The following is a 25,343-nucleotide window of genomic DNA, read 5'->3' as shown; positions in this document are numbered from 1 at the left end:
GCAGTCTCTGGCGTCGGACCGGCCTCTGCGGATAGTTCTGACCTCACGATCGGCAGGTCGGAGGGAACGGCAGTCGCCGCAAGATCGGCATCTCACCGGCGGCTGTTCGTTGCGTAAACCAGCGGTCCACCATGCGGTTCCGGGGGCCGGTCTGCCTGGTCCGATCCGTCTTCGCTTGGCTTGTTCTGGGATTTTCTTGAATTCGTGTGGTCATTGCAGGGTGGTGGGCAAGGTCTTACTCGGCGATTGCAGGCACGGCAAGGTTCAGAACAATTACTGTGCGGTGGCTGAGGTGAATACCACTTTTACTGGAAGCTTTTCTCCTTACATTTCTCGCCTTCACAATAAGAGATTGCATCGATCACCCGAAACCGGACAGCGGGCACCTCCCGACCAGTGTTCGCTGCGGCGAGATTCGTTGACGCCATGCGTTCTAAGCGGCTTGACAGCGCGCTCGAGCCGGCCCGCTTACGCAGCACGCTTTGCCCGGGACGGCTCGGACCCGTGACCCCGGGACCGGCTTGGACTCGTGGCCTGGGCCAGCTCGGCCTTGTTGCCTACGGGACGGCTTGGCTTTGTGGTCAGTGTGCTTGCCCGCGAAGTCAGGTCGCGACGTCAGGCACCGTGGGTCGAGGCTGAGGAGGGGGGTGGGCTGGGCGGGTGTGTCAGCGCCAGGTGTGTTGGGGGTCGTAGCCGAGGAGGCGGCGGGCCTTGTCGATGGAGAGGAGGGTTTCGTGTTCACCCAGGGGTCTTGTCACCGGGACGTCGGGGTAGACCTCGGCTGCGAGGCTTGCTGAGGAGCGGCTCATTACTGTGTCGGCGTTGGCGATTATGAAGATTTCAGCGCCGGTGGGCTCGTAGGCGAGGGCCTTTCGGACTGCCTGGGCGCCGTCGCGGGCATCGATGTAGCCCCACAGGTTCCATTTGCGCAGATGGGGGTCGCTGTCGAAAGACGGGAACTCCGCGTAGTCGGCGGGCTCCATGACGTTGGAGAAGCGGAGGCCGATCATCTTGAGCGTGGGGTCCCAGCGGCAGAACTGTTCTGCCATGGTCTCCTCGAGGTGCTTCACCAGGGCGTATCGGGACTCGGGGCGGGCGGGGTAGTCCTCGTCCAGCGGGATGTACGGCGGTGGGGTGTCGAACGGGATGCCGAGGAGGGTTTCGCTGGAGGCCCAGACCACGTTGGTGATGCGGGCGGCTCGGGCGGCGGCGAAGACGTTGTAGGTGGCGGTGATGTTGTTCTGGAAGGTGGCGGCGTTGGCGGTCAGGCCGGGAGCGGGGATCGCGGCCAGGTGCACCACCGCGTCGATGTGGTCGTATCGGTCGTCGATGGCGGTGAGTGCCTCGATCGTCTGGCCGTAGTCCGTGAGGTCGATCCGGATGTCGGGGCGCTGCGCGGCCGCATCCAGGTTGATCACCTCGTGGCCGTGTTGCCGGAGATCGGTGACTACGGCCCGGCCCAGCTTGCCGGTGCCTCCGGTGACGGCGATCCGCATTGCGGCCTCCCGCGAAATGACAGCCCAAGGTCAGTCCCGACCGGCTATTGCCCGGCTTGAGCCGAGCGTAGTCGGCGTCCCGGCCGCGCATGGCAAATAGCAGCCGCGCCGGCGGGCAGGGAGGACGACAGCGCGTGGTCCGAGCAGCGGCAGGGCTGGGAAGAAAGGGCTGGAGGAGAGGGCTGGGAGGAGGGGCCTCGGTCAGCGCTGCGGCGGGCCGGAAGAGCAGGGCTGGGAGAGGTGTGGCCGTCAGGGCTGGCCCAGGGAGGTGCGGTCGATCGGGGCCGGGGGGACCAGATCGCCGGCCACGAAGGCGGTCACGCGGCGCATGACTTCTGGCAGGTCGGTCAGTGGGTCATGCGCAGGTAGAAAGTGTCCCGCGGGCCGCCCTGGGCGACCACGTCGAGGAAGTCCAGGCCGTCCTGGATGGGGAAGTCGATGAACGCCCAGCCGCGACCGCGGGGGCACGTAGTCGGCCATGTGCGGCAGCGTGTCCAGCCGGCTGCCGTTGCTCTCGCGGGCGTCCTGGCAGCTCGTCAAGGTCTCGACATCATTGCGCCAGAGGAAGCGGGGCCGGCATCTCGTCGATGTCGGCGTTGCGCGTGCCGACGTGGACGTTACGGGTGGGATGGACGTTGTCGCTGACCGCGGCAAGGGTAGCGGCGCGGCCCGCGGGAACGCTTGACAATATTCCGGAAACGATTCCAGACTGGGCCCAACCCATCGATCTCCATCAAATAAAGATCGAGAGATCGACCGCAGATCGAAACAAAGATCAGGGGGCGCCGGTCATGGCCGTGACGATCAAGGACGTGGCCCGGCTCGCCGGGGTGTCGCCGTCCTCGGTCTGCCGGGCGCTGACGAACCCCCACCAGGTCCGGCCGGAGACGCGGCAGCGGGTGGAGAGCGCGGCCCGCAACCTCGGCTACGCGCCGAACCGGGTGGCCCGCAGCCTGATCACCGGGCGGACCGGCAACATCGGCGTGGTTCTGCCGGATCTGGCGAACCCGTTCTTCCCCAGCGTGGTGAAGTCGATCCAGACGCAGGCCCGCCGGTTCGACTACGCCGTGTTCCTCAGCGACACCGACGAGGACCCGGCGGTGGAGGTGCCGCTGATCCGGGCGCTGGCCAAGCAGGTGGACGGGTTCCTGCTCTGCTCGCCCCGGGCCGCCGACGACGAGATCAAGGCGTTCGCCGGGCAGACGCCGATGGTGGTGCTGAATCGGCGGATCACCGGGTTCCCGTCGGTCACGGCGGACAGCGCGGACGGGATGCGCCAGGCGGTGGGGCATCTGCACGCGCTGGGGCACCGGCGTATCGCGTACGTCGCCGGCCCTCGCGCCTCCTGGTCGAACCGGGACCGGCTGCGCGGCATCAAGAGCGCCACCACCGCGTACGAGATGGAACTGGTCGAGATCGGCAACGTGGCGCCGACCGTCGAGGGCGGCACCGCCGCGGCCGACCTGGTCGTCGCCTCGCCCGCCACCGCCGTGCTCGCCTACAACGACCTGGTCGCGCTCGGCCTGCTGAACCGCCTGCAGGCCCGGGGCATCGCCGTGCCCGGCCGGATCAGCGTCGTCGGCTTCGACGACATCCTGCTCGCCGGCCTGGTCAGCCCCGGGCTGACCACGGTCGCGATCGCCAAGGAGAACATCGGCCGGGCCGGGGTGGAGTTGCTCCTCGATCTGATGGCCGACCCGCAACGGCCCACCGCCACCCGCCGGGTGCTTCCCACCCAGCTCATCGTGCGCGGCTCCACCGGCCCGCGCTGAAGGAGAAGACCATGCCGTCCAGCAGACGCCAATTCCTGACGATAGGTGCCGCCGCCCTCACATTTCCGCTGGTGAACGCCTGTAGCCCGCCCGAGACCGAGGGCCCGGCCACCGACAGCGGGCCGGTGCCGGAGAAGCCCGCCCAGCCGGTCACCCTCAACGCGCTCGACGTCGCCGGCAACCTTCAGCTCACCCAGGGCATGATCGACGACTTCGTGGCCAAGAACGGTGACGTGATCAGCAAGGTCACCTACACCAAGGCGACCGCGCCCGAGCTGGTCGGCAAGATCAAGGCGCAGCAGGACGCCGGCCGGGTCGACATCGACCTGGTGCTGACCGGTGTGGACGGTTTGGCCGCCGGCATCGACCAGGGGCTGTGGCTGCCGCTGCTGCCCACCCACGCGTCGCGGCTCACCGGCATGGGCAACTACCTGCCCGGCGCGGCGAACATGCAGAAGCTGGCCGGCGACCACGGCGTCACGGTCACCTACTACCCGTCCGGGCCGCTGATCGAGTATCTGCCGGCGCGGGTGCCCACCCCGCCGGCCAGCGCGCAGGCGCTGCTCGATTACGCGAAGGCCAACAAGGGCGCGGTCCAGTACGCCCGGCCGTCCAACTCCGGCCCCGGCCGGACGTTCCTGATGGGCCTGCCCTACCTGCTCGGCGACAGCGACCCGAAGGACCCGGTGAACGGCTGGGCCAAGACCTGGGCGTACCTCAAGGAGCTGGACGCGCAGATCACCCTCTACCCGTCCAGCACCAGCGAGACGATGAAGAACCTGGCCAACGGCTCGGCGAAGATCATCCTGTCGACGACCGGCTGGGACATCAACCCGCGGGTGCTCGGCACGGTGCCGAAGGAGGCGAAGGTCGGCACCCTGGAGGGCTTCCACTGGGTCACCGACGCGCACTACGCGGTGGTTCCGAAGGGCGTGAGCACCGACAAGCAGGCCGCCGTGCTCGGGCTGCTCGCCTGGATGCTGACCCCGGAACAGCAGGCGAAGGCGTACGACAAGGGCTACTTCTACCCCGGCCCGGCGATCAAGGACGTGCCGCTGTCGATGGCGCCGGCCGACAGTCAGCAGGCCATTCAGGAGTTCGGCCGCCCGGAGTACGAGAAGCTCATCGCGGACAACCCCCTCGAGGTGCCGCTCGACGCGAAAGCCCTGGTCGCCGCCTTCGACCGCTGGGACCGGGAGATCGGCGGCTCGAAGGTGAAGAAGTGACCCGCTTCGAGCGGCTGCGTTTGGACGGGGTGACCCGCCGGTTCGCCGGCGTCGACGCCCTGGCCGACCTGAGCCTGGAGATCCGGCGGGGCGAGTTCATCGCCCTGCTGGGTCCGTCCGGCTGCGGCAAGTCGACGGCGCTGAACTGCCTGGCCGGACTGCTTCCGCTGACCGCTGGCAGCATCTGGCGCGACGACACCCGCCTGGACACGCTTCCGCCCGAACGCCGCGGGTTCGGGATGGTGTTCCAGAACTATGCGCTTTTCCCGCACATGTCCGTACAGAAGAATGTCTCTTTCGGTCTGCAGATGCGTGGCGTGCCGCGCGCTGAAGCCCGGCGCCGCACGCAGGACGCGATCCGCCTGGTGCATCTGGAGGAGCACGCGACCAAGCTGCCCGGCCAGCTCTCCGGCGGGCAGCAGCAGCGGGTCGCGATCGCCCGCGCGGTCGTGGTCGAGCCGTCGCTGGTGCTGATGGACGAGCCGCTCTCCAACCTCGACGCCAAGCTGCGCCTGGAGATGCGCACCGAGATCCGGCGGCTGCACCAGGCACTCGGGCTGACGACGGTCTATGTCACCCATGATCAGGAGGAGGCGCTGTCGCTGTCGGATCGCCTGGTGGTGCTGCGCGAGGGCCGGGTGCAGCAGATCGGCACGCCCGAGGAGGTGCACACCCGGCCGGCCAACCGGCACGTCGCCGATTTCATGGGCTACCGCAATCTGCTGCCGGGCAGCGCCGACGGCGCTTCGATCAAGATCAAGGCCTTGGGGGTACGCGCAAACGGCACCCGAGTCGGCGACATCAGTGACGGCTCCCCGGTCGTCGCGGCGATCCGCCCCGAGGACGTGAGTCTCACCGGAGACCTGGAGGCCACCGTGGAGGTCGCCGAGTACCAGGGCCGGGAGATCGCCGCCGAGGTGCGCACCGACGACGGCCTGGTCCTGCACGTGCTCACCGGTCAGCGGCTCGCCCCCGGCGACAAGGTGAAGCTCGGTTTCCCACCGGAGCGGCTGCTGATCTTCCCGGCGGACGCGGCATGACCACGTCGACCGTCGCGCTGCGGCACCGGCTCGCCGAGCGCGGCGTGGACAGCCAGATGCTGCTGCTGGTGCCGGCCACGGTGTTCGTGGTCGCGCTGTTCATCTACCCGTTCGGGTACGGGCTGGCGGTCTCGTTGCAGCCGCGCGAGGGTGGGGTGCTCTCGGCGTACCAGAGTTTCTTCAGTGACGCCTACCAGCGCGACACCATCGCGACCACCCTGTGGATCGCGCTGCCCGCGGCGCTGCTCAACGTGCTCGCGTCGGTGCCGATCGCCTACCGGATGCGCGGCCGGTTCCGCGGCAAACGGGTGCTGACCACCGTGCTGGTCGTGCCGATCACGCTCGGGACCGTGCTCACCGCCGAAGGGCTGCTCAACTTCCTCGGCCCGGCCGGCTGGTTCAACCGGTTCCTGCTCACCACCGGGCTGAGCGATGAGCCGGTCCGGTTGACCAACAACTACTGGGGGGTGTTCTTCTCCCTGGTCATCACCGGGTTCCCGTTCGCGTTCCTGCTCGTCCTGTCGTATCTGTCGGGCATCGACCCGAGCCTGGAACGGGCCGCGGCCACCCTCGGCGCGGGATGGCGGCAGCGGTTCTTCCGGATCACCCTGCCGCTGCTCGCGCCCGGTCTGGCCACCACGTTCTGCCTGACGTTCGTGCTGGCGTTCAGCGTGTTCCCGTCGGCGATCCTGGTCGGTGACCCGTCCGGCAGCACCCGGGTCATCTCGATCGCCGCATACGAGGCGGCATACGTGCGCTACGACTACGCGGCCGCGTCGGCCGCCGCGATCATCATGGGCGTCGTCGAGCTGATCGTGATCGCGGTCGTCCTGGGGTTGCGGGGCCTCCTTTACACCGGCTCGACTGCGGGAGGTAAGGGATGAAACGCTCTATAGTCGCCAGCCCGGCCGCCTGGCTGGTCTGGGGTGCGGTGGTCATCTTCTTCATCGGGCTGGCCGGCGTCATCGGGTCGGTCGTGGTCAACTCGTTCGGGCTGCGCTGGTTCGACTCGTGGCTGCCGGAGGCGTACACCACCCAGTGGTACGGCCAGGCCTGGGACGAGTTCACCCTGCTCCCGGTCCTCACCGTCACCCTGATCGTGTGTCTGCTCGTCGCCGGCATCTCGGTGGCGGTGGGAGTGCCGGCCGCGTACGTCCTGGCCCGCCGTGCCTTCCCGGGCAGCCGGATCGTCTACCTGCTGTTCCTGCTGCCGATCCTGATGCCGCCGATCACCTACGGCATCCCGCTGGCGACGGTGCTCTACAAGTACGGGCTGGCCGGGCACCTCTCCGGCGTGGTGCTGGCCAACCTGGTGCCGTCGATCCCGTTCGTCATCCTCACCATGACCCCGTTCATCGAACAGATCGACCCGGCGATCGAACGGGCGGCGAGGATGTGCGGTGCGCGTACCCGTCATGTCTTTCTGCGGATCCTCGCGCCGCTGCTGATCCCCGGCATCCTGGCCTCCTCGATCCTGGTGGTGGTCCGCACCGTCGGCATGTTCGAGCTGACCTTCCTGACCGCCGGGCCGGACTCGCAGACCCTGGTCGTGGCGCTGTTCTACTCGATGTCGGCGGCCGGGATCCGGGCGCAGCAGTCGGTGGACGCGATGGCCGTCATCTACTGCGTGATGATGTTGGTGCTGCTGGTGGTCGCGTTGCGGTTCGTCAATCCGACGCAGCTGGTGGCCCGGGTCAAGGAGGATCCGGTCGAATGAGGATCACCGAAGCGCGGGTGATCGTGACGTGCCCGGGGCGCAACTTCGTCACCCTGAAGATCGTCACGGATGAGGGCGTGACCGGGGTGGGGGACGCGACGCTCAACAGCCGTGAGCTGGCCGTCGCCGCGTATCTGACCGAGCATGTGGTGCCGCTGCTGATCGGGCGGGATCCGGCACGGATCGAGGACACCTGGCAGTACCTGTATCGGGGGGCTTACTGGCGGCGGGGGCCGGTGACGATGTCCGCCATCGCAGCTGTGGACACTGCTCTCTGGGACATCAAGGGCAAGGTTGCCGGACTGCCCGTCTACCAGCTCCTTGGTGGGCGATCACGTTCCGGCGTGACTGTCTACGGGCACGCCAACGCCTCGTCCATCGAGTCCGTTTTAGCCGAAATATCGTCTTATGTTGACCGCGGCTATCAGGCAATCCGGGTGCAGACGGGCATCCCGGGGCTGGAGTCGACCTACGGCGTCTCTGCCGGGGCGCACTACGAACCGGCCGATGCCGCCCTGCCGACCGAGAACGTCTGGTCCACGGCACACTATCTCGACCACGTTCCGCGGGTTTTCGCTCGGGTCCGGGAGGAATTCGGGCCGACGCTGCGGCTCCTGCACGACGTTCACCACCGGTTGACCCCTATCGAAGCAGCCCGGCTCGGGCGATCCCTCGAACCCTATGCGCTGACCTGGATCGAGGACCCGGTGCCGGCCGAGCTGCAGGAGGGATTCCGGCTGATCCGGCAGCACACCACGACCCCGCTTGCCGTGGGCGAGGTCTTCAACACCATCTGGGACTGCCAGGAGCTGATCACCTCCCAGTTGATCGACTACATCCGTACGACGGTCGTGCACGCCGGAGGCATCACCCACCTGCGGCGCATCTTCGACCTGGCCGCGCTGTACCACGTACGTAGCGGCTCGCACGGCGCGACCGACCTCTCCCCCGTCTGCATGGCCGCGGCTCTGCACGTCGATCTGGCCATCCCGAACTTCGGCCTGCAGGAGTACATGCGGCACACTCCGGCGACCGACGAGGTGTTCCCGCATTCCTACTGGTTCGAGGACGGCTACCTGCACCCCGGCGAGGAACCGGGCTTGGGCGTCGACATCGACGAGGAACAGGCCGCCCGGCATCCCTACCGGCCTGCGTCCCTGCCGGTCAACCGCCTCCAGGACGGTACGATGCACAACTGGTGACCGGTCAGGAACTGGCCGCAAAGGCCGCCATGCTGGTGTCTCCACACGCCAAGCGGAGGTCCTGATGCGAATCCCCGGCGGCAAGTCCACGGTCACCCCGTACATCGCGGCCAAGGGCGCCGAGCGCTTCCTCGAGTTCGTCGAGACCGTGTTCGCCACCGGCAAGGCCATGCGGGTGCACAACGAAGACGGCACCATCGGCCACGCGGAGATCCGCGTCGGCGAGTCGGTGCTCATGGTCTTCGACTCCCGGCCGGAGTGGCCGGACACCCCGGCCTTCCTCAGTGTCTACGTGGACGACGCCGACAAAATGGTGGCCCGAGCCCTCGACGCGGGCGCCACGCTGGTGACCGAGGTGCGCACCTCCGGCATCGTCGGCGACCGCGGCGGCCGCATCAAGGACCCGGTCGGCAACATCTGGTGGATCCAGACCCACCTCGAGGACGTCGACGAGGACACCATGCGGCAGCGTTTCACCGACCCGGCCGAGCTGGCGACCATGCGCTACGCCCAGCAGTCCTTCGACGCCGAGATGCGCCGCCGCCGGTGAGCCTGCCGGGTCGAGGTCCGCTTACCGGTCCCGCTCCTTCGGGGTACGCGCCACGCCGCCCCGCCGAATCGTGCCCGTTCCCGTCTCTCCGCGCGAGCCGGCAGCGGGGGCACGGCAGCCGGCGCGGGCGCCGGGCTCACCCAGCTGGTCACGCTTGAACGACAGCCGCTCGGCGGGTGATCAGCTGAAACGACGCACAGAGGGTTGCCTTCGGCCTGACCGGCTACCTGAGCCCGGCGCTTGCGCCGAGAGCCGCAACCACATGCCTGGAGCAGTGGCACGGCAGACCGGGCACGACTCCGGCATGACGGCGTAGGCCGACCCCGAGAAACCGGACCGAAAGCACATCAGCTGGTGGCAGCGCCAACGCGCGGCTGAGGCTGCTATTTCGGCCGGTTCGATCGCGCACCGCCACCAGCGCTTCCTGCCGGACGGTAACGCTGCACCAGCGCACGGCCGACCGTTCTCGCTGCTCCGCACGAGGTGGCTGCCAGGACGCGGCAGCCGGCGCGACCACGGGCTCATCCTGCTGGTCACGCTCGAACCGCAGCCACCGACCACCGGCCGGCATCCGGCCGGTCGGCGGCAGACAGCGCGGACGCGCGGCCGAAGCCGCTTTTCGAGCCTGTTCGATCACTGGGCCGCACACCAGTGCTGCCTGCTTGGCGGTGGAACAGCGCTGCCGCAGGGCCCGGTGATCGACCAGGTCGGAAATGCCGCCTCAGCCGCCCGCTGGCGACGTCACCCGCTCCAGCGCCGGTTCTGGCTTTCCGGCTGGGGCGTGGGAAGCGGCTTGCACGGGCGGAGGCAGAGCTCGGAGCCGGCCGGGGCAGCCCTCGGAGCCGGCCGGGACAGCGCTCAGAGCCGGCCGGGACAGCGCTCAGAGCCGGCCGGGACAGCGCTCAGAGCCGGCCGGGGCAGCGCTCGGAGCCGGCCGGGGCAGCGCTCGGAGCCGGCCGGGAGGCGGCGGGGTGAGCGAGACGATCAGGGTGAGCCCGGCGGTCGCGTCGGGGCCGGGACGCGAGGCCTGGATCGCGTGGCACGGCGGGACGGACACGGCTTCGGCGGGACGGCGTAGCCCGTACCCCGAAAAAGCCGGAACCGGAAAGCAGACCCTGACCCGGGAAGGTCTTCAGTCGGCGGCGGGGACCAGCATCGGGGTGCCGGCGACCGGGTCGGGGACGACGACGCAGGTCAAGCCGAAGACCTTCTCGACCAGCTCGGCCGTGATGACCTCGCTGGGTGGGCCCTCGGCGACGATCGCGCCATCGGCCATGGCGATGATGTGGTCGCAGAAGCGGCAGGCCAGGTTGAGGTCGTGCAGTACGACCACGACCGTCTTGCCGGACTCGGCGTTCAGTTTGCGCAGCAGCCGCAGCAGGTCGACCTGGTGTGCGATGTCGAGGAACGTGGTCGGCTCGTCGAGCAGCAGCAGATCGGTCTCCTGGGCCAGCGCCATCGCCACCCACACCCGCTGCCGCTGACCGCCGGACAGCTGCCGGATCGGGCGGTCCACCAGGTCGGCGGTGCCGGTGGCGTCCAGCGCCCGGGACACCGCGTCGTGGTCGCGCTCGTTCCAGCGGCGGAACCAGCCCTGATGCGGGTAGCGGCCGCGGGAGACCAGGTCGGCGACGGTGATCCCGTCGGGGGCGACGGGGCTCTGCGGCAGCAGGCCGAGCACCTTCGCGACGTCGAGGGTGCTCATCTCGGCGATCGAGGCGCCGTCCAGGTAGACCGAGCCTTCGCGCGGGGTGAGCAGCCGGGCCAGTCCGCGCAGCAGGGTGGACTTGCCGCAGGCGTTGGCGCCGACGATCGCGGTGACCTTGCCGTCGAGGACGGTGAGGTCGAGGCCCGCAACGATGGGTTTCTCGTCGTATCCGAGGGTGAGGCCCTCGGCCCGCAGTCGGGTCATCCGCCCGCTCCTTGCCGGTTCGTGGTGGCGAGCAGCCACAGCAGATAGGGGGCGCCGACCGCACCGGTGACCACGCCGGTGGGCAGCGGGGTGGGCAGCAGGTGGACGGCGACGAGGTCGGCGGTGAGCAGCAGGGCCGCGCCGGCCAGCGCGGCTGCCAGGATGCCGCCGCCGGCCGGGCCGAGCAGCCGGTTCGCGATCGGGCCGGCGACCAGGGCGACGAAGATGATCGGGCCGGCCACCGCGACGGCCAGGGCGACCAGGACGACCGCGACGGAGAGCAGGCCGGCTCGGGCGAGCTCGGTACGCGTACCCAGGGCCCGGGCCGTGTCATCGCCCAGCTCGAGCGCCCGCAGTTGCCGTTGCAGCAGCACCGCGAGGGGCAGCAGGACGATCAGCGCGACCGACAGGAGCCGCAGTTCGTCGCCGCTGGCCTGGCCGACCGAGCCGGTCAGCCAGTGCATCGCCTGCCGGGCCTCGAACAGCTGGGCGCGGGTCAGCACGTACCCGGTCAGGCCTTCGAAGAACACGGCGACGCCGATGCCGATCAGGATGAACCGGTAGCCGCTGACCCCGTCGCGCCAGGCGAGCACATACATGAGCAGGGCGGCGAGCAGCGCGCCGCCGAGGGCCAGCCCGCTGACGACGAGCCCGCCGGCCTGCAGCAGCACGATCCCGAACACCGCGGCGAGGCTCGCGCCGGCGGTGATGCCGACGAAGTCCGGTGAGGCCAGCGGGTTGCGCAGCAGCTGCTGGAAGATCGTTCCGGAGGCGCCGAGGGCGAGGCCGACGGTGAGCGCGGAGATGGCGGTCGGCAGGCGAAGGCCGCGGACCACGAAGTCGACGCTCGGGTCGTCGCGCAGATGCAGCACCGAAGCGATCACCTCGATCGCGGTGAGCCGGAAACTGCCGACCATCATCGTGAGCACGAACAGGGCGGCCGCGACGCAGGCCAGGGCGACGGTCACGCTCAGCGCGCGGGTGGTGCGGCGGCGCCGGGTGGTGCGCAGGAGAACCGCGGTGGTCATCTCATGCCTCCGACAGCCGGCCGTAGCGGACGATGCCGACGAATACCGGCGCGCCCAGCAGGCCGAGGACCACGCCGACCTGCAGTTCGTCCGGTACGGCGACGACCCGGCCGACCACGTCGGCGAGCAGCAGGATGATCGGGGAGAGCAGCATGGAGTACGGCAGGATCCACCGGTAGTCCGGACCGCACAGCAGCCGGGCGAGGTGCGGCACGACCAGCCCGACGAAGATGATCGGCCCGCAGGCCGCGGTGGCGCCGCCGGCGAGCAGCGCGACCACGCCGAAGGCGGCGAGGCGGGTACGGCCGACGTTCTGCCCGAGGCCGCGGGCGACGTCCTCGCCGAGGGCCAGCCCGTTGAGGCTGCGGCCGAAGGCGAGCGACGCGATCAGCCCGGCGATCAGGAACGGCGCCACCCCCATCAGGATCGGCGCGTACCGGCCGGCGAGCGAGCCGACCTGCCAGAACCGCAGCTCGTTGAGGGCGTCGACGTTGGTCATCACGATGCCGGTGGTCAGCGAGCCGAAGCCGGCGGTGACGGCGGCGCCGGCCAGCGCGAGCTTCACCGGGGTGGCGCCCTCGCGGCCGAGGGAGGCGATGGCGTACACCAGCACCAGGGCGGCGATCGCCCCGGCGAAGGCGAACCAGATGTACACGTTGACGCCACGCAGGCCGAGCACGGTGATGGCGGTGACCACGAAGACGGCCGCGCCCGAGTTGATGCCCATGATCCCGGCGTCGGCGAGGGGGTTGCGGGTCACGCCTTGCAGGATGGCGCCGGCTACGCCGAGCGCAGCTCCGACCAAAATGCCGAGCAGCGTACGCGGGACGCGCATCTCCAGGGTGATGATGCTGCCGATCGACCCGTCGGCGTCCATGCTGCCCAGGGCGCGCAGCACCTCGGTGAAACCGATCGACCGCGAGCCCTGGGTGATGCTGAGGAAGGCGACGAGTGCGAGGACCGCACCGAGAACGACGAGCCCCGGCCCGAGGGCCACGGCTCGCCGTTGTGCCAGTAGGTTCACTAGGAGCCGATGTTCTCGTCCGCGGCCTGCACCGCGGTGGTGAGCTTGTCCAGCTCGGTGGCGAAGTCACCGTACGTGTGCAGCCAGAACGCCGGCCACGCCACCACAGCACCCTTCTCGGCCGCCTTGATCTTGAACCAGGTGGGCTGCTTCTTGCCCCACTCGGCGTTGGCGGTCTCGGTGTAGCTGCGGCCGTCCCACAGGATCAGGTCGGGCTGGTACTTGTCGGCGTTCTCCCAGCTGAGGTTCTCCCAGTACGGGAAGCCCTTGTCCGGAGCGTCCGGGTTGATCACCTTGAGGCCGAAGCTCTGGAAGTCGAGCAGCTCCGGCGCGTACACCGGGTTGGCGAAGTAGACCTTGTCGTCGGCCGGGGACATCGCGCCGACGGTCAGGCCGGGCTTGGCGGCGACCGCCGCCTTGAACTTGGTGACCGACTCCTCGAAGCGCTTCTTGTTCGCTCGGCGATCTGCGGGTCGTCCACCTTGGCGCCGAGGCTCTGTGCGAGATCCTCGTACCCCTCGGCCAGCTGCAGGATCGACTTGCCCTGGGTCGCGCCGACCACCGGGGCGAGCTCGGCGAGCTTCTTGCTCTTCTCGTCGACGCCCTCCTCGAGGCCGCTGTGCGCCTTCTCCGCGGGCCACCAGTCGGCGACGATCAGGTCCGGCCGCAGCGCCGCGGCCTTCTCCACGTCGATCTTGCCCCACTCCTCGCCGAGGATCTCGATCCCGGTGAGGTCCAGGCTCTTCAGGTTGGGGTCGGTCTTGACCGACTCGTCGGCGTAGATACCGACCGGCTTGATGCCGAAGGACATCAGCGCTGCCGCCTCACCGGCGTGCGCGATGATCCGGCTCGGTGTCTTGTCCGCCTTGACCACCTCGCCGGACCCGTCGGTGAACGACCAGGGCCCGGCCGCGGCGGCGGCGGTTTCGTCGGGGGAATCGGTGGAGCCGCAACCGGCGAGCACGACGCTCAACGCCGTGACAGCCAGAACCGTACGCCAGGCGCGCATGTATGGGTCCGTTCGAATTTAGGGTGCGCTTAGTTAGGCCAGGCTAACCATAGGCATCCCGGTTTGACCAGACGCGACCAGCCCCGCGGTCAGATCGGTGGCCGGGCGACCAGCCTTGCGAACACGCACTGGCGATGATCGTCTGTTCTCGATGGTCGGCAGGCGTGCAGTGCCGGCACTCGCCGCGCCGGCGCAGGTAGTAGGCGATCGTGGCGGCGCCGAGTCCCGCGCCCCACGCCAGCCAGAACAGGCTGGGAACCCAGAGAGCCCAGCTGGTGCGGGTCTCGGGGGTCCACACCGTCATCAGCCCGGCCGGGATGATGGTGACGGCGACGATCGACGCCGGGACGACGGCGAGCGCTGCGGGCACCGGCCTTCCCCGCTTCCACCAGATCCAGCGGGGGTAGACCTCGCCCCACCGGCTGACCAGGCCGTGCGTGAGCACACCGCCCACGATGGACGCGATGGCGCAGCCCAGTCCCACCTCGAGCATGCCGGGCGTGTCCTGCATCATCCGCAGGAATTCCGGGCTGATGCCGAGAGGATGGCCTAGATACCAGGAGAGCCGGGTGACCTCGTACGGCAGGGGCGCCAGCACGGCGACCGCGACCGCCACGCGACCCCACCGCAGCAGGGTCTCCCGGGACAGGCCCGTGCCGCCGCCGCCCGTGCCACCGCTGCCCATGCTGTGCCGGCGGCCGCAGTGCCGGCAGGCGCCCCGCATCCGCCGTTGGTAGACGAGAGTGGTCGCCGCCCACAGCAGACCCCCGGCGAACACGATGATCAGGTTGACGCGGTGCCAGTAGAGGATGTCGCCGATGCCGTCCTGCGGGCCCGGCACGCCGGTGAAGGCGAACACCAGCAGCAATGGTGCGAACGCCACCAGCGCGATCATGGTGTAGTCCGGGATGATCAGGGTCAGCACGGCCGCCATGACCCAGCCGAAGCCGATCAACGCAGCCGATCCGCGACCGCGGGCCCACCCCCTAGCCATCGCTAGTGCGACGACCGCGCCGAGCAGCCCGACCGCCGCCATGATCGGGGCAACGACCTCAACGCGGCTGCCTTCGAGCAGCGACCCTGACGCGCGATCCTCGTGCACCCGGGCGAACGGGAAGCCGTCACCGCCGGCCGCCCAGTACCACCCGAGTAGGCCGTAGAGCAGTGACCATGCGGCCGCCGCATACCCCGCCCAGGTCGGCCAACGCACCATCCACCTGACCATGGCCCTGCCTCCGTCCCGGTTGCTCGACGTGACCGAGCATCGCCGTCCGACTGCACAGCCGGATCCCGCCGCCGAGCCATCCGCCTCCCTCCCCCGAGGGAGTAAGGCCGCCCAGCAGCGTCATTCCGCGCAAGTCCGTCCGCTCGCCAGGCAGCATCAACCGGCCCGCCGCCGCTACCCACGCTCCGGCTGGCTCAGGTCGTTTCCGTCCACCGAAACAGCCCTGAAAGCCAGCCAGCCAAACCCGGCTGGCGCTCAGGGTCGCTTCCCGCCCACCGAAACAGCCGTGACAGCCAGCCAGGCATCTCCGGCTGACTGCCAGCGCGGGTGACGGCTGGGGTGGGCGTGGGGTTCGCGCGGCGCTGCGGCTGCAAGACCCGGGGGTGGCCCACGATCGCGGGCAGCGTTCTAGCGAGACGGGCCGGGAGTGTGGCCCGGGGCCACCGACGCCTGGACGACCAGGGAGGCGGCGCCGATGCTGGCGGCGTCGCGGGGCTGGGCGGATAGCTCGACCAGGACCGGGTGGCGCTGCCGGGAGTGGGCGGCGCGTTCCAGGTGGGCGCGCACCCGCCGGGCGTAGATGGAGCCGGCGAGGGCGGCGCCGGGGCCGGTGAGCACGATGCGGCCCAGGTCGAGGAGGTTGACCATCGAGGTGACCGCGACGGCCAGGTGGCCGGCGGCGCGGTCGAGCAGCTCGAATGCGGCGGTGTCGCCGTTGACCGCGGCCCGGGCCACCGCGTCGTACGCGCTGGAAACGGTGGCGCCGGCATCCATGGGGACCTGAGCGTCGGCGACGACGGCGGCCATCGAGGCGTAGCGTTCGACGCAGCCGCGGTTGCCGCATGGGCAGGGCCGGCCGTCGTAGTCGATGGACATGTGGCCGAGTTCGCCGGCGTCGAAGCTGGCGCCGCGGAACAGGGCGCCGCCGAAGACGAAGCCGGCGCCGATGCCGGTGCCCAGGTAGACGCAGCCGAAGGCCTGCTCACGGGAGACCCGCCGGCTCCAGAACTCGCCGAGTGCGGCGGCGGCCGCGTCGTTCTCCACCATCACCGGCAGGCCGATCCGCTCGGCCAGTTCGGTCCGCAGCGCGTGCAGTTCGCCCGGCGTTTCGGGACCACCCGGGTACGGCGTGGGCGCGACGATCGCCAGCCCTTCGATCCGGCCGCGGGGCAGGTCGAGGCCGGCGGTGAAGTCGTCGAACTGCCCGGCGAGCCGGTCCACCGGCTGGCGCGGCACCACCTCGCGGCCGACCACGCCGCCGGTCAGGTCGACGGCCACGCAGGTCACGGTGTCCGGGCCGAGGTGGAAGCCGATGCCGAACCGGTTGGCCGGCTTGATCGCGATCAGCTTGCGCGGTTTGCCGCGGATCGAGTCGGCCGAGCCGATCTCGTGGATGATGCCGTCGGCGATCAGGTCGCGGACGATGTTGGAGATCGACGGCTGGGTGAGCCCGGTCAGGTCGGCGAGCTCGACCCGGCTGATCGCCGCGGCGGAGCGGATGACGTCGACGATGAGTGCCCGGCTGCCGGGTCCGGCGGCGGGCGTTTCGCGACGTGCCATCGAGGTAGTGTCTCCGGGTCTCGTAATGGACAAGCGACACCCTACCTGGAGGAACAGGTGACTCAGGCGCCCCGGCGGGTCGGGTTGGTGCTGGCGCGGGCTGCGCAGGTGCTCGGCGAGGAGCCGTATTACCACGAGTTCCTGGAGGGCCTGGAACGCGTGCTCACGCCGTCGGGAGTCTCGGTGCTCGTGCAGGTGGTCACCGACCGGGAGGCGGAGACCGCGACCTACGAGCGGTGGGCGGCGCAGCAGCGGGTGGACGGGGTGATCCTGGTGGACCTGGGCCCGGACGACGACCGGGTCGCGCTGGTGGAGAGCCTCGGGCTGACGGCGGTGGTGATCGGCGATCCGTCGACCGCGCAGGGCCTGCCGACGGTGTGGACCGACGATGCCGGTTTCGCTCGGGAGGCGGTCGGTTTCCTGGCCGGGCTCGGGCACCGGGTGATCGGCCACGTGACCGGTCCGCCCGGGTTCGCGCACACCCAACTGCGGCGCGGCGGTCTGCAGGCGGAGGCCGCCGAGCGCGGCATGACGCCGCTGATGGCCGAGGGCGATTATTCGTACGAGGGAGGCCGCGCCGCCGCCCTCGCACTGCTCGACCGTAAGCCGCAGCGGCCGACCGCGATCGTCTTCGACAACGACGTGATGGCGCTCGGTGGCCTGGCCGCGGCCGCCGAGTGCGGGCTGCGCGTTCCGGCCGACGTGTCGATGGTGGCCTGGGACGATTCGCCGCAGTGCCAGCTCGCGGTGCCCGCTCTGTCGGCGATGAGCCACGACGTGGAGCGCATCGGCGAGCTGGCCGCGCAGGCGCTGTTGGCCGCCCTGGCCGGCGAACCGGCGGCGGTCTACGAGGCGCCCTCGGCGCACATCGTGGCGCGCGCCAGCACCTGATCTCACAGCACCTCCCCGGCCTCGATTCCACACGCTCTCGGACTACATAAATTATTAATTTAAACTTGACGTCATCGCAACAGGGGCACCATGCTGGGCCCTCAACGGGCGGCCCCGCATCCGCTCGGATCGATTCAGTGACGAACGGATGATCGACATGGCAGATAGAAGGACGTTCCTCGGCTTCGGCGCGGCGGCCGTGCTGGTCCTGGCGACCGGCTGCACCGGCGGCGCGACCGAGGAGGCGCCGACCGGCGACTTCGCCGGTGACGTCAAGGGCAACATCACGGTCCTGACCAACCGGACCGACCTGGCCACCACCGCCCTGCCGGAGTACGCCAAGAAGTTCGAGGCCAAATACCCCGGCACCAAGGTCTCCTTCGAGGCGGTGACGAACTACGAGGGCGACGTCACCACCCAGCTCAGCTCCGGCGAGTACGGCGACGTGCTGCTCATCCCGAACACGGTGGCGGTCGACCAGCTCGGCCAGTTCTTCGAGCCGCTCGGCACCGTCGACGAGCTCAAGACGAAGTACCGGTTCGTCGACGAGAAGGCGTACGACGGCAAGGTCTACGGCCTGTCGCTGGGCGGCGTCGCGAACGGCTTCGTGGTCAACAAGCGGGTCTGGGAGCAGGCCGGGATCACCGCACCGCCGAAGACGACCGAGGAGTTCCTCGCCGGGCTCAAGGCGATCGACACGAAGACCGAGGCGATCCCGTTCTACACGAACTACAAGGACGGCTGGCCGCTGAGCTTCTTCAACAGCCAGCGGGCGATCCTCGGCGACCCGAACGCCAACGAGAGGTTCCCGACCGATGCGAACCCGTGGCAGCCCGGGAAGATCCAGCACATCACCGACGGCCTGCTCTTCGACATCGTGCACAACAAGCTCAGCGAGCCGGACCCGCTCACCACGAACTGGGAGGGCTCCAAGCCGATGATGGGCACCGGCAAGGTGGCCACCATGCTGCTCGGCTCGTGGGCGGTGCCGCAGATGAAGGACGCCGCGAAGGCCGCGAACGCCAACCCGGACGACATCGTGTTCTGGCCGTTCCCGTACCAGACCGGCGGCAAGTTCCACGCCCGGATCGAGGGCGACTACAAGGCCGCGGTCAGCAAGACCAGCGAGAACAAGGCCACCGCCAAGGCCTGGCTGGAGTGGTTCGTCAACGAGTCCGGCTTCGCCGCCGACCAGCAGGCCATCCCGTCCGCGGTCGGCCAGGAGCTGCCCGCCGTGCTCAAGGACTTCGAGGCCACCGGCGTCGAGCTGATGGAGCTGCCGGCCGCCACCACGAACAGCGGCAAGGAGGACGAGATCATCAAGGCGTCCGAGATCGACCTGGCCGGCAACATCTACCGGCAGAAGCTGGTCGACATCGCCCGCGGCGCCGCCAAGGGCGACAAGGAGTCCTACTTCGCCGAGCTGAACAAGCGGTGGAGCGCCGCACAGTCGCAGGTCATGCAGTGACCACCACCATGCAGCGACGGCCGGCGGCGGTGCAGCCGGCGCCGGCCCGGCCGGCCGCCCGGCGCAGGCGATGGCTGCCCTGGCTGTACCTGGCGCCGGCGCTCGGCCTGCTGATCACCTTCACCTACGTCCCGGTCGGCAACATGGTGTTCTACAGCTTCCACAGCTGGGACGGCCTGGACGTCACGATGGACCCGGTCGGGCTGGACAACTACGTGCGGGTCTTCACCGACGAGCGGTACTGGCGGGTCTTCCTGATCAGCCTCTACTACTTCGTCGCGTCGTTCGCCCAGATCGCGATCGCCCTGTACTTCGCGGTGATCCTGTCGTTCAACACCCGGTTCCGGAACCTGTTCAAAGGCATCCTGTTCTTCCCGTACCTGCTCAACGGGGTCGCGGTCGGGTTCGTCTTCCTCTACCTGTTCCAGCCGGACGGCACCCTCGACACGGTGTTGCGCTGGATCGGGCTGGGCGATCAGACCCGGTACTGGCTCGGCGACCCGGACATCGCCAACATCTCCCTGGCCGGCACCTCGGTGTGGCGGTTCACCGGGCTCAGCTTCGTGCTGTTCCTCGGCGCCATCCAGTCCATCCCGGGCGAGATCTACGAGGCCGCCGAGATCGACGGGGCGAGCCGGTGGGACCAGGTGTGGCACATCATCGTCCCCGGCATCCGCCGGATCATCAGCCTCTCCTTCATCCTGGCGATCTCCGGCAGCCTGTCGGTCTTCGAGATCCCGTTCATCATGACCGGCGGCGCGAACGGCACCCGCACCTTCGTGGTGCAGGCGTACGAGACCGCGTTCCAGTTCCGGCAGATCGGCCTGGCGTCGGCGATGGCCGTCGTGCTGCTGCTGATCGTGCTGCTGGTGACCTGGATCCAGCGCCGCCTCGTCCCCGACGAGGAGGTCAGCCTCTCGTGAAGAGCGCCGCCAAGTACGCGTCCCTGATCGTCGCCTCGATCGTCGTGCTGCTGCCGCTGACCGTGGTGTTCTTCGCGGCCTTCAAGACCCGCTCGGAATACAGCACCACCGGGCCGCTCACCCCGCCGCGGAACTGGTTCAACTTCGACAACTTCGTCACCGCCTTCACCGAGGGCCGGATGCTGCTCGGCTTCTGGAACACCACGGTGATCCTGGCGATCTCGCTGACCGGCACGATCCTGGTCGGCACCCTGGCGGCGTACGCCGTGAGCCGTTTCGACTTCCCGTTCAAGCGCCTGGTCCTCGGCCTGTTCCTGGTCGCGGCCCTGGTCCCCGGCGTCACCACCCAGGTAGCCACCTACCAGATCGTCAAGTCGATGGGCCTGGTCAACACCCCGGGCTCGGCGATCGTGCTGTTCCTCGGCACCGACATCATCTCGATCTACATCTTCATCCAGTTCATGCAGTCGATCCCGCCCAGCCTCGACCAGGCCGCGATGATCGACGGCGCGACCCGGTTCACCGTCTACCGGCGGATCATCCTGCCGTTGATGAAACCGGCGATCGCGACCGTGGCGATCATCAAGGGCATCGCAATCTACAACGAGTTCTACATCCCCTTCCTCTACCTGCGCTCACCCGATCTGAGCGTGATCTCGACAGCGCTGTTCCGCTTCAAGGGTCCGTACGGCGCGCAGTGGGAGACGATCGCCGCCTGCACCATGATCGTCATCCTCCCGACCGTCGTGATCTTCCTGTTGCTGCAGCGCTTCATCTACAACGGCATCACCGCGGGAGCGACGAAATGACCCATGTGGAAGATCTGTCCGGCTCCTGGGAGCTGCACGGCGACGGTGTCGCCGCCCCCGCCACGGTGCCCGGCTGTGTGCACACCGATCTGCTCGCCGCCGGTCGCATCCCGGACCCGTTCCAGGACGACAACGAACTCGCGGTGGCGTGGGTGGGCCGGCAGGACTGGAGCTACGGCCGCGAGATCAGCTGGGACGGCCCGCACCACGAGCGTGTCGATCTGGTCTTCGAAGGACTGGACACGGTGGCCCGCGTCGAGTTGGGCGGCGAGGTGATCGGCGAGACCCGCAACATGCACCGGACCTACCGGTTCGACGTGACCGACCGGATTGCCGGCCGCACCCCGCTCAAGGTCCACTTCACCTCGGCGTACACCGAAGCCGAACGGGTGAAGGCGCTGGTCGGGCCGCGGCCCAACGCGTACCCGGAGCCGTTTCAGTTCATCCGGAAGATGGCGTGCAGCTTCGGGTGGGACTGGGGACCGACACTGGTGACGGCCGGCATCTGGCGACCGGTGCGCCTGGAGGGCTGGAGCACCGCCCGGCTCGACGTTGTGCGCCCGCTCTGCACGTACGCCGAAAACGCCGGAAGGCTGGACCTGACCGTCGAGATCGAGCGCACCCGGGACCGCGCGCTGAAAGCGCAGGTCCGGTTGGACGGCCGCGAGATCGCCGTGCTGGATCTCGCGACGGACCAGACCGCGGTTCGCGCCGAGCTCGCCGTGCCCGGCGTGACCCCGTGGTCGCCGCGCGGCTACGGCGACCCGGCGCTGTACGAGCTGACCGTGGTGCTGCTCGACGGCGACCGGGAGCTGGACCGCTGGGAGCGGCGGACCGGTTTCCGCAGCGTGCACATCGACCGCACCCCGGACGAGGCCGGCACCCGCTTCGTCATCCATGTGAACGGCGAGCCGGTCCTGGTCAAGGGCGTCAACTGGATCCCGGACGACATCTTCCCGTCCCGGATGACCCGGGAACGCTACGAGCGGCGGCTGCGGGAGGCCGCCGACGCCGGGATCAACCTTATCCGGGTGTGGGGCGGCGGCATCTACGAGGATCGCGCCTTCTACGAGGTCTGCGACGAGCTCGGTCTGCTGGTGTGGCAGGACTTCCTGTTCGCGTGCGCGTGCTACCCGGAGGAGGAGCCGCTGTACTCGGAGGTGGTCGCCGAGGCCCGGGACAACGTGACCCGGCTGTCGCCGCACCCGAGCCTGATCACCTGGAACGGCAACAACGAGAACCTGTGGCTGCGCGGCGCGCACGGCTGGGCCGACGATCCCGGTGGCGACCTCAGCTGGGGCGAGGGGTTCTATTTGACGACCCTGCCGGAGATCGTGGCGGAGCTCGACCCGACCCGGCCCTATCAGGCGGGCAGCCCCTGGTCGGGGTCGTGGGAGCACGAGCCGAACGATCCGGACCACCAGACGTTTCACTCGTGGGAGGTGTGGAACCGGCAGGACTACCTGCACTATCGCGACTCGAAGCCGCGGTTCGTCGCCGAGTTCGGCTGGCAGGCGCCGCCGGCGTGGCGCACGCTGCGTGACGCGATCAGCGACGAGCCGATGCTGCCGGACTCGCCCGGCGTGCTGCACCACCAGAAGGCCGAGGACGGCAACGGCAAGCTGGCCCGCGGGCTCGCGCCGCACTTCCCCGAGCCGTCCACCACCGAGGCCTGGCACTATCTGACCCAGCTCAACCAGGTGCGCGCGGTGCGTACCGGGGTGGAGCACTGGCGCTCGCACTGGCCGCACACCGCCGGCACCATCGTCTGGCAGCTCAACGACCTCTGGCCGGTCACGTCCTGGGCTGCGATCGACGGCGCCGGGCGGCACAAGCCGCTCTATTTCGCACTGCGGGAGATGTACGCGGACCGCGCGCTGACCATTCAACCGCGCGACGGCGGCCTGGTGGTGGCCGTGCTCAACGACCACTCTTCGCCGTGGACCGGAGCCCTGCGGGTCGAGCGGCGTGACACCGCGGGCGTCGTGAAGTACTCGATCATCGAACGGGTCGAGGTCGCGCCCCGCTCGGTCCAGCACATCCTGGTGCCGGACGGCGACCTGGTCGTGGCCCGCCTCGACGACCAGCAGGCCTTCTGGTTCGCCACCGATCACTCCATTGATGACCCCGGCCTGACCGTCTCCGCCGACCAGGTGGAAGGCGGCCTGGACGTCACCGTGCACGCCGCCGGAGTGGCCCGCGACGTGCTCCTGCAGCCCGACCGCATCCACCCGGAGGCGGTCGTCGACCAGGGCTTCTTCACGCTGCTGCCGGGCGAGTCGACGGTCCTGCACGTGCGAGCCCCGATCGAGCTGGACCCCGGCTCGGTCAAGGACCCCTGGGTGCTGACCGACCTGGCGTCGGTCCTGCGGGACGGAGCCGGGAAATGATCCGCAGACTGATCGGCGGCGCGCTGGCCGCGCTCCTGCTGACCACGATGGCCGGCACCCCTGCCTCCGCAACCGGCTCGTCCCGGTTCGTCACCCGGGACGGCAGCGCGCTGAAGCTGGACGGCAAGCCGTTCCGGTTCGCCGGGACCAACATCTACTGGCTCGGCCTCGACGAGAACGTCGGCGGCATCGACTATCCCACCCGGTTCCGGATCCGCGACGCCCTCGACACCGCGCGGGCCATGGGCCTGACCGTGGTCCGCTCGCACATGCTGGCGTCGTCCGGGCATCCGTTGACGATCCTGCCGTCCACCACCGGGCCGCTCAACGAGGAAGCGTTCCGGACCGTCGACTATGCCATCGCGTATGCCGGGAAGCTGGGCATCAAACTGGTCCTGCCCCTCACTGACAACTGGGCGTACTACCACGGCGGGCACGCCGACTTCACCAAGCCGTACGGGCTGCCGGACGAGGCGTTCTATACCGATCCGCGGGTCATCGCCGATTACCAGCGCTACGTCCGGGCCGTCATGAAGCGGGTCAACCCGCTCACCGGCAAGCGTTACACCGACGACCCGACGATCATGGCGTGGGAACTCGGCAACGAGCTCGAAGGCATGACGCCTGAGTGGATCGACACGAACGCGTCGTTGTTCAAGTCGTGGGCGCCGCGGCAGCTGATCGCCGCGGGCCGGCGCTTCGACATCGACCCGGACACCCTCGGGGCCTCCGCGGTCGACATCGTGGACGTGCACTACTACCCGCCGACCGCGGCCAAGGTCGCCGCGGACGCTGCCACGGTCGCGGCAGCCGGCAAGGTGTACATCGCCGGCGAGTACGCGTCGACTGCGGCCGGCGCCGAGCTGCTCGACCCGCTCGTGCCGAACAAGCAGGTCAACGGCATGATGTCGTGGTCGCTGTTCGGGCACGCCGACGACCACGGGTTCGTGCAGCACGACGACGGGTTCACCTTCCACTACCCCGGCGACGATCCGCGGATGACCGCGGCGGTGCAGGCCCAGGTCGGGTACGCCCGCGCCCTCGGCGCCAAGCCGCAGCAGGCCTCGACTCCACCGCTGATCACCGGGGTCGCCAAGCGGGCCGGTCTCAACGTCGTGCAGTGGCGGGGTGCCGCCGGGGCAACCGGCTACCGGGTCCAGAAAGCGCGCACCCCACTCGGGCCGTGGACCGCCGCGCACACCGGCCTGCTCACCGGCAACCAGACCCCGTGGACCGACTCCGCGACCCGCGGCGACACCTGGTATCGCGTCGTCACCGCGGACGGCCGCAAGTCGCTGCCTCGCCCCACCCACGGCGCGACCGACTCGGCGCCCGTGACCGGACCACCGGCCGCGCCGGCCCTGACGTCCCCGCCCGCGGACGGGCCGTGGACGTTCACCTGGAGCGCCGCCGCCGGAGCCGGCCTCTACGACCTGACCGTTTCCCGCAACGCCGACCTCAGCGACCCGATTCTCACCGCCACCGGCCTCATCGGCACGAGCCACACCCCCGTCACCGCCCTGGAACCGGGCACCACCTACCACTGGCGGGTCACCGCCATCAACGGCAAGGGCAGCACGCCGTCGGCGGTCGCCGCCTTCACCACCCGGGCCCTGCCCACCGAGCCGGTCGTCCTCGACGACTTCGAGAGCTACCCCGGCTCCCCCGAACTGACCGCCGCGTACGTCCGCAACCCGGGCGGCGGAGCGGTCACGCTGACCCTGGTCCCCGGCCAGGCTCAGGGTCAGTCGATGCAGCTGGACGCCGACCCGAGCGGGCCGGGCTACGCCGGGGTCACCCGCACCTTCCCGGCGAAGGACCTGTGGGGCCAGAAGGGCCTGCGGCTCAACCTGCAACGGCCGTCCGGCACGACGACGGTCAGCATCCAGTTCGTGGCCGGCGGCGCCTACTGGGAGCACACCCTCCCGAATGACGCCTCCGGCACGGTCACCATCCCCTTTGACGCGTTCCGGCAGCCGCCGTGGGCTCCGTCCGGCCCACTCGATCTGCGTGCGGTCACCCAGCTCTCCTTCTACACCGGGGGCTCGGAACCCGCCCGGCTCGTCGTGGACGACGTCATCGCGTACCCCTAGAAGGAGGT

General features: G+C 69.5%; 21 protein-coding genes. 13 read left to right on the top strand and 8 right to left on the bottom strand.

The genetic code is table 11. The features are described 5' to 3' along the window. Positions 1 to 665: 665 nt before the first annotated feature. Positions 666 to 1,496, bottom strand: a complete 831-nt coding sequence (locus OHA21_RS51885) for an NAD-dependent epimerase/dehydratase family protein (protein ID WP_328468479.1) — start codon at positions 1,494 to 1,496, stop codon at positions 666 to 668. Between the two features lie 791 nt (positions 1,497 to 2,287). Here OHA21_RS51885 and OHA21_RS51880 point away from each other — a divergent pair. The 7 genes from OHA21_RS51880 (at position 2,288) to OHA21_RS51850 (ending at position 9,003) form a co-directional block, all read left to right on the top strand. Continuing rightward, a complete protein-coding gene (locus tag OHA21_RS51880; RefSeq protein ID WP_328468477.1) occupies positions 2,288 to 3,268 on the top strand; it encodes a LacI family DNA-binding transcriptional regulator in 981 nt (326 codons plus the stop codon). Positions 3,269 to 3,339: 71 nt separating this feature from the next. Beyond that, positions 3,340 to 4,494 carry an ABC transporter substrate-binding protein gene (locus tag OHA21_RS51875; RefSeq protein ID WP_328468475.1) on the top strand — a complete coding sequence of 385 codons (1,155 nt, stop codon included), beginning with the start codon at positions 3,340 to 3,342 and terminating at the stop codon, positions 4,492 to 4,494. Further along, positions 4,491 to 5,534: an ABC transporter ATP-binding protein gene (locus OHA21_RS51870; protein ID WP_328468473.1), complete on the top strand. Its 1,044-nt coding sequence runs from the start codon at positions 4,491 to 4,493 to the stop codon at positions 5,532 to 5,534. The genes OHA21_RS51875 and OHA21_RS51870 overlap by 4 nt, the downstream gene beginning before the upstream one ends. Continuing rightward, complete coding sequence (locus tag OHA21_RS51865) at positions 5,531 to 6,418, top strand: ABC transporter permease (RefSeq protein WP_328468471.1); 888 nt, start codon at positions 5,531 to 5,533, stop codon at positions 6,416 to 6,418. The genes OHA21_RS51870 and OHA21_RS51865 overlap by 4 nt, the downstream gene beginning before the upstream one ends. Then, the gene (locus tag OHA21_RS51860; RefSeq protein WP_328468469.1) at positions 6,415 to 7,251 is read left to right on the top strand and encodes an ABC transporter permease; all 837 of its coding nucleotides are present in this window, start codon (positions 6,415 to 6,417) and stop codon (positions 7,249 to 7,251) included. Before OHA21_RS51865 ends, OHA21_RS51860 begins: the two co-directional genes overlap by 4 nt. Beyond that, complete coding sequence (gene manD / locus OHA21_RS51855; RefSeq protein ID WP_328468467.1) at positions 7,248 to 8,453, top strand: D-mannonate dehydratase ManD; 1,206 nt, start codon at positions 7,248 to 7,250, stop codon at positions 8,451 to 8,453. Before OHA21_RS51860 ends, manD begins: the two co-directional genes overlap by 4 nt. 64 nt (positions 8,454 to 8,517) lie before the next feature. Next, positions 8,518 to 9,003, top strand: coding sequence for a VOC family protein (locus OHA21_RS51850; protein ID WP_328468465.1), 486 nt, complete (start codon positions 8,518 to 8,520; stop codon positions 9,001 to 9,003). A 1,132-nt stretch (positions 9,004 to 10,135) separates the two neighbouring features. On the opposite strand, the gene OHA21_RS51845 is transcribed toward OHA21_RS51850, so the two are convergent. From OHA21_RS51845 to OHA21_RS51815, 7 genes are all read right to left on the bottom strand, one after another. Then, entirely contained in the window at positions 10,136 to 10,915 is a 780-nt protein-coding gene (locus OHA21_RS51845) for an ABC transporter ATP-binding protein (RefSeq protein ID WP_328468463.1), read from the bottom strand. Continuing rightward, complete coding sequence (locus tag OHA21_RS51840) at positions 10,912 to 11,943, bottom strand: FecCD family ABC transporter permease (protein WP_328468461.1); 1,032 nt, start codon at positions 11,941 to 11,943, stop codon at positions 10,912 to 10,914. Before OHA21_RS51840 ends, OHA21_RS51845 begins: the two co-directional genes overlap by 4 nt. A 1-nt stretch (position 11,944) precedes the next feature. After that, positions 11,945 to 12,940 (bottom strand): FecCD family ABC transporter permease, encoded by a 996-nt coding sequence (locus OHA21_RS51835; protein WP_328468459.1) that lies wholly within the window; start codon positions 12,938 to 12,940, stop codon positions 11,945 to 11,947. Between the two features lie 26 nt (positions 12,941 to 12,966). Next, positions 12,967 to 13,359: an ABC transporter substrate-binding protein gene (locus tag OHA21_RS51830; protein ID WP_328479071.1), complete on the bottom strand. Its 393-nt coding sequence runs from the start codon at positions 13,357 to 13,359 to the stop codon at positions 12,967 to 12,969. Next, positions 13,356 to 13,976, bottom strand: coding sequence for an ABC transporter substrate-binding protein (locus OHA21_RS51825; protein ID WP_328468457.1), 621 nt, complete (start codon positions 13,974 to 13,976; stop codon positions 13,356 to 13,358). Before OHA21_RS51825 ends, OHA21_RS51830 begins: the two co-directional genes overlap by 4 nt. A 43-nt stretch (positions 13,977 to 14,019) precedes the next feature. Continuing rightward, positions 14,020 to 15,189 (bottom strand): NYN domain-containing protein, encoded by a 1,170-nt coding sequence (locus OHA21_RS51820; protein WP_328468455.1) that lies wholly within the window; start codon positions 15,187 to 15,189, stop codon positions 14,020 to 14,022. Between the two features lie 420 nt (positions 15,190 to 15,609). After that, a complete protein-coding gene (locus OHA21_RS51815) occupies positions 15,610 to 16,761 on the bottom strand; it encodes an ROK family transcriptional regulator (RefSeq protein WP_328468453.1) in 1,152 nt (383 codons plus the stop codon). Between the two features lie 57 nt (positions 16,762 to 16,818). Here OHA21_RS51815 and OHA21_RS51810 point away from each other — a divergent pair, with 57 nt between their 5' ends. From OHA21_RS51810 to OHA21_RS51785, 6 genes are all read left to right on the top strand, one after another. Then, positions 16,819 to 17,652, top strand: a complete 834-nt coding sequence (locus OHA21_RS51810; protein WP_328468451.1) for a LacI family DNA-binding transcriptional regulator — start codon at positions 16,819 to 16,821, stop codon at positions 17,650 to 17,652. A gap of 157 nt (positions 17,653 to 17,809) precedes the next feature. Further along, positions 17,810 to 19,120 (top strand): ABC transporter substrate-binding protein, encoded by a 1,311-nt coding sequence (locus OHA21_RS51805; protein WP_328468449.1) that lies wholly within the window; start codon positions 17,810 to 17,812, stop codon positions 19,118 to 19,120. Next, entirely contained in the window at positions 19,117 to 20,043 is a 927-nt protein-coding gene (locus OHA21_RS51800; RefSeq protein WP_328468447.1) for a carbohydrate ABC transporter permease, read from the top strand. The genes OHA21_RS51805 and OHA21_RS51800 overlap by 4 nt, the downstream gene beginning before the upstream one ends. Then, on the top strand, positions 20,040 to 20,852 hold the full coding sequence (locus OHA21_RS51795) for a carbohydrate ABC transporter permease (protein ID WP_328468445.1): 813 nt from the start codon (positions 20,040 to 20,042) through the stop codon (positions 20,850 to 20,852). The genes OHA21_RS51800 and OHA21_RS51795 overlap by 4 nt, the downstream gene beginning before the upstream one ends. After that, positions 20,849 to 23,242 (top strand): glycoside hydrolase family 2 protein, encoded by a 2,394-nt coding sequence (locus tag OHA21_RS51790; protein ID WP_328468444.1) that lies wholly within the window; start codon positions 20,849 to 20,851, stop codon positions 23,240 to 23,242. Before OHA21_RS51795 ends, OHA21_RS51790 begins: the two co-directional genes overlap by 4 nt. Further along, entirely contained in the window at positions 23,239 to 25,335 is a 2,097-nt protein-coding gene (locus tag OHA21_RS51785) for a cellulase family glycosylhydrolase (protein ID WP_328468442.1), read from the top strand. The genes OHA21_RS51790 and OHA21_RS51785 overlap by 4 nt, the downstream gene beginning before the upstream one ends. Positions 25,336 to 25,343: the final 8 nt, after the last annotated feature.

It is taken from the genome of Actinoplanes sp. NBC_00393, assembly GCF_036053395.1.
Classification (GTDB): domain Bacteria; phylum Actinomycetota; class Actinomycetes; order Mycobacteriales; family Micromonosporaceae; genus Actinoplanes.
Note: the sequence above shows the minus strand (reverse complement) of the source record. Positions and strands in the feature narration are given on the sequence as shown.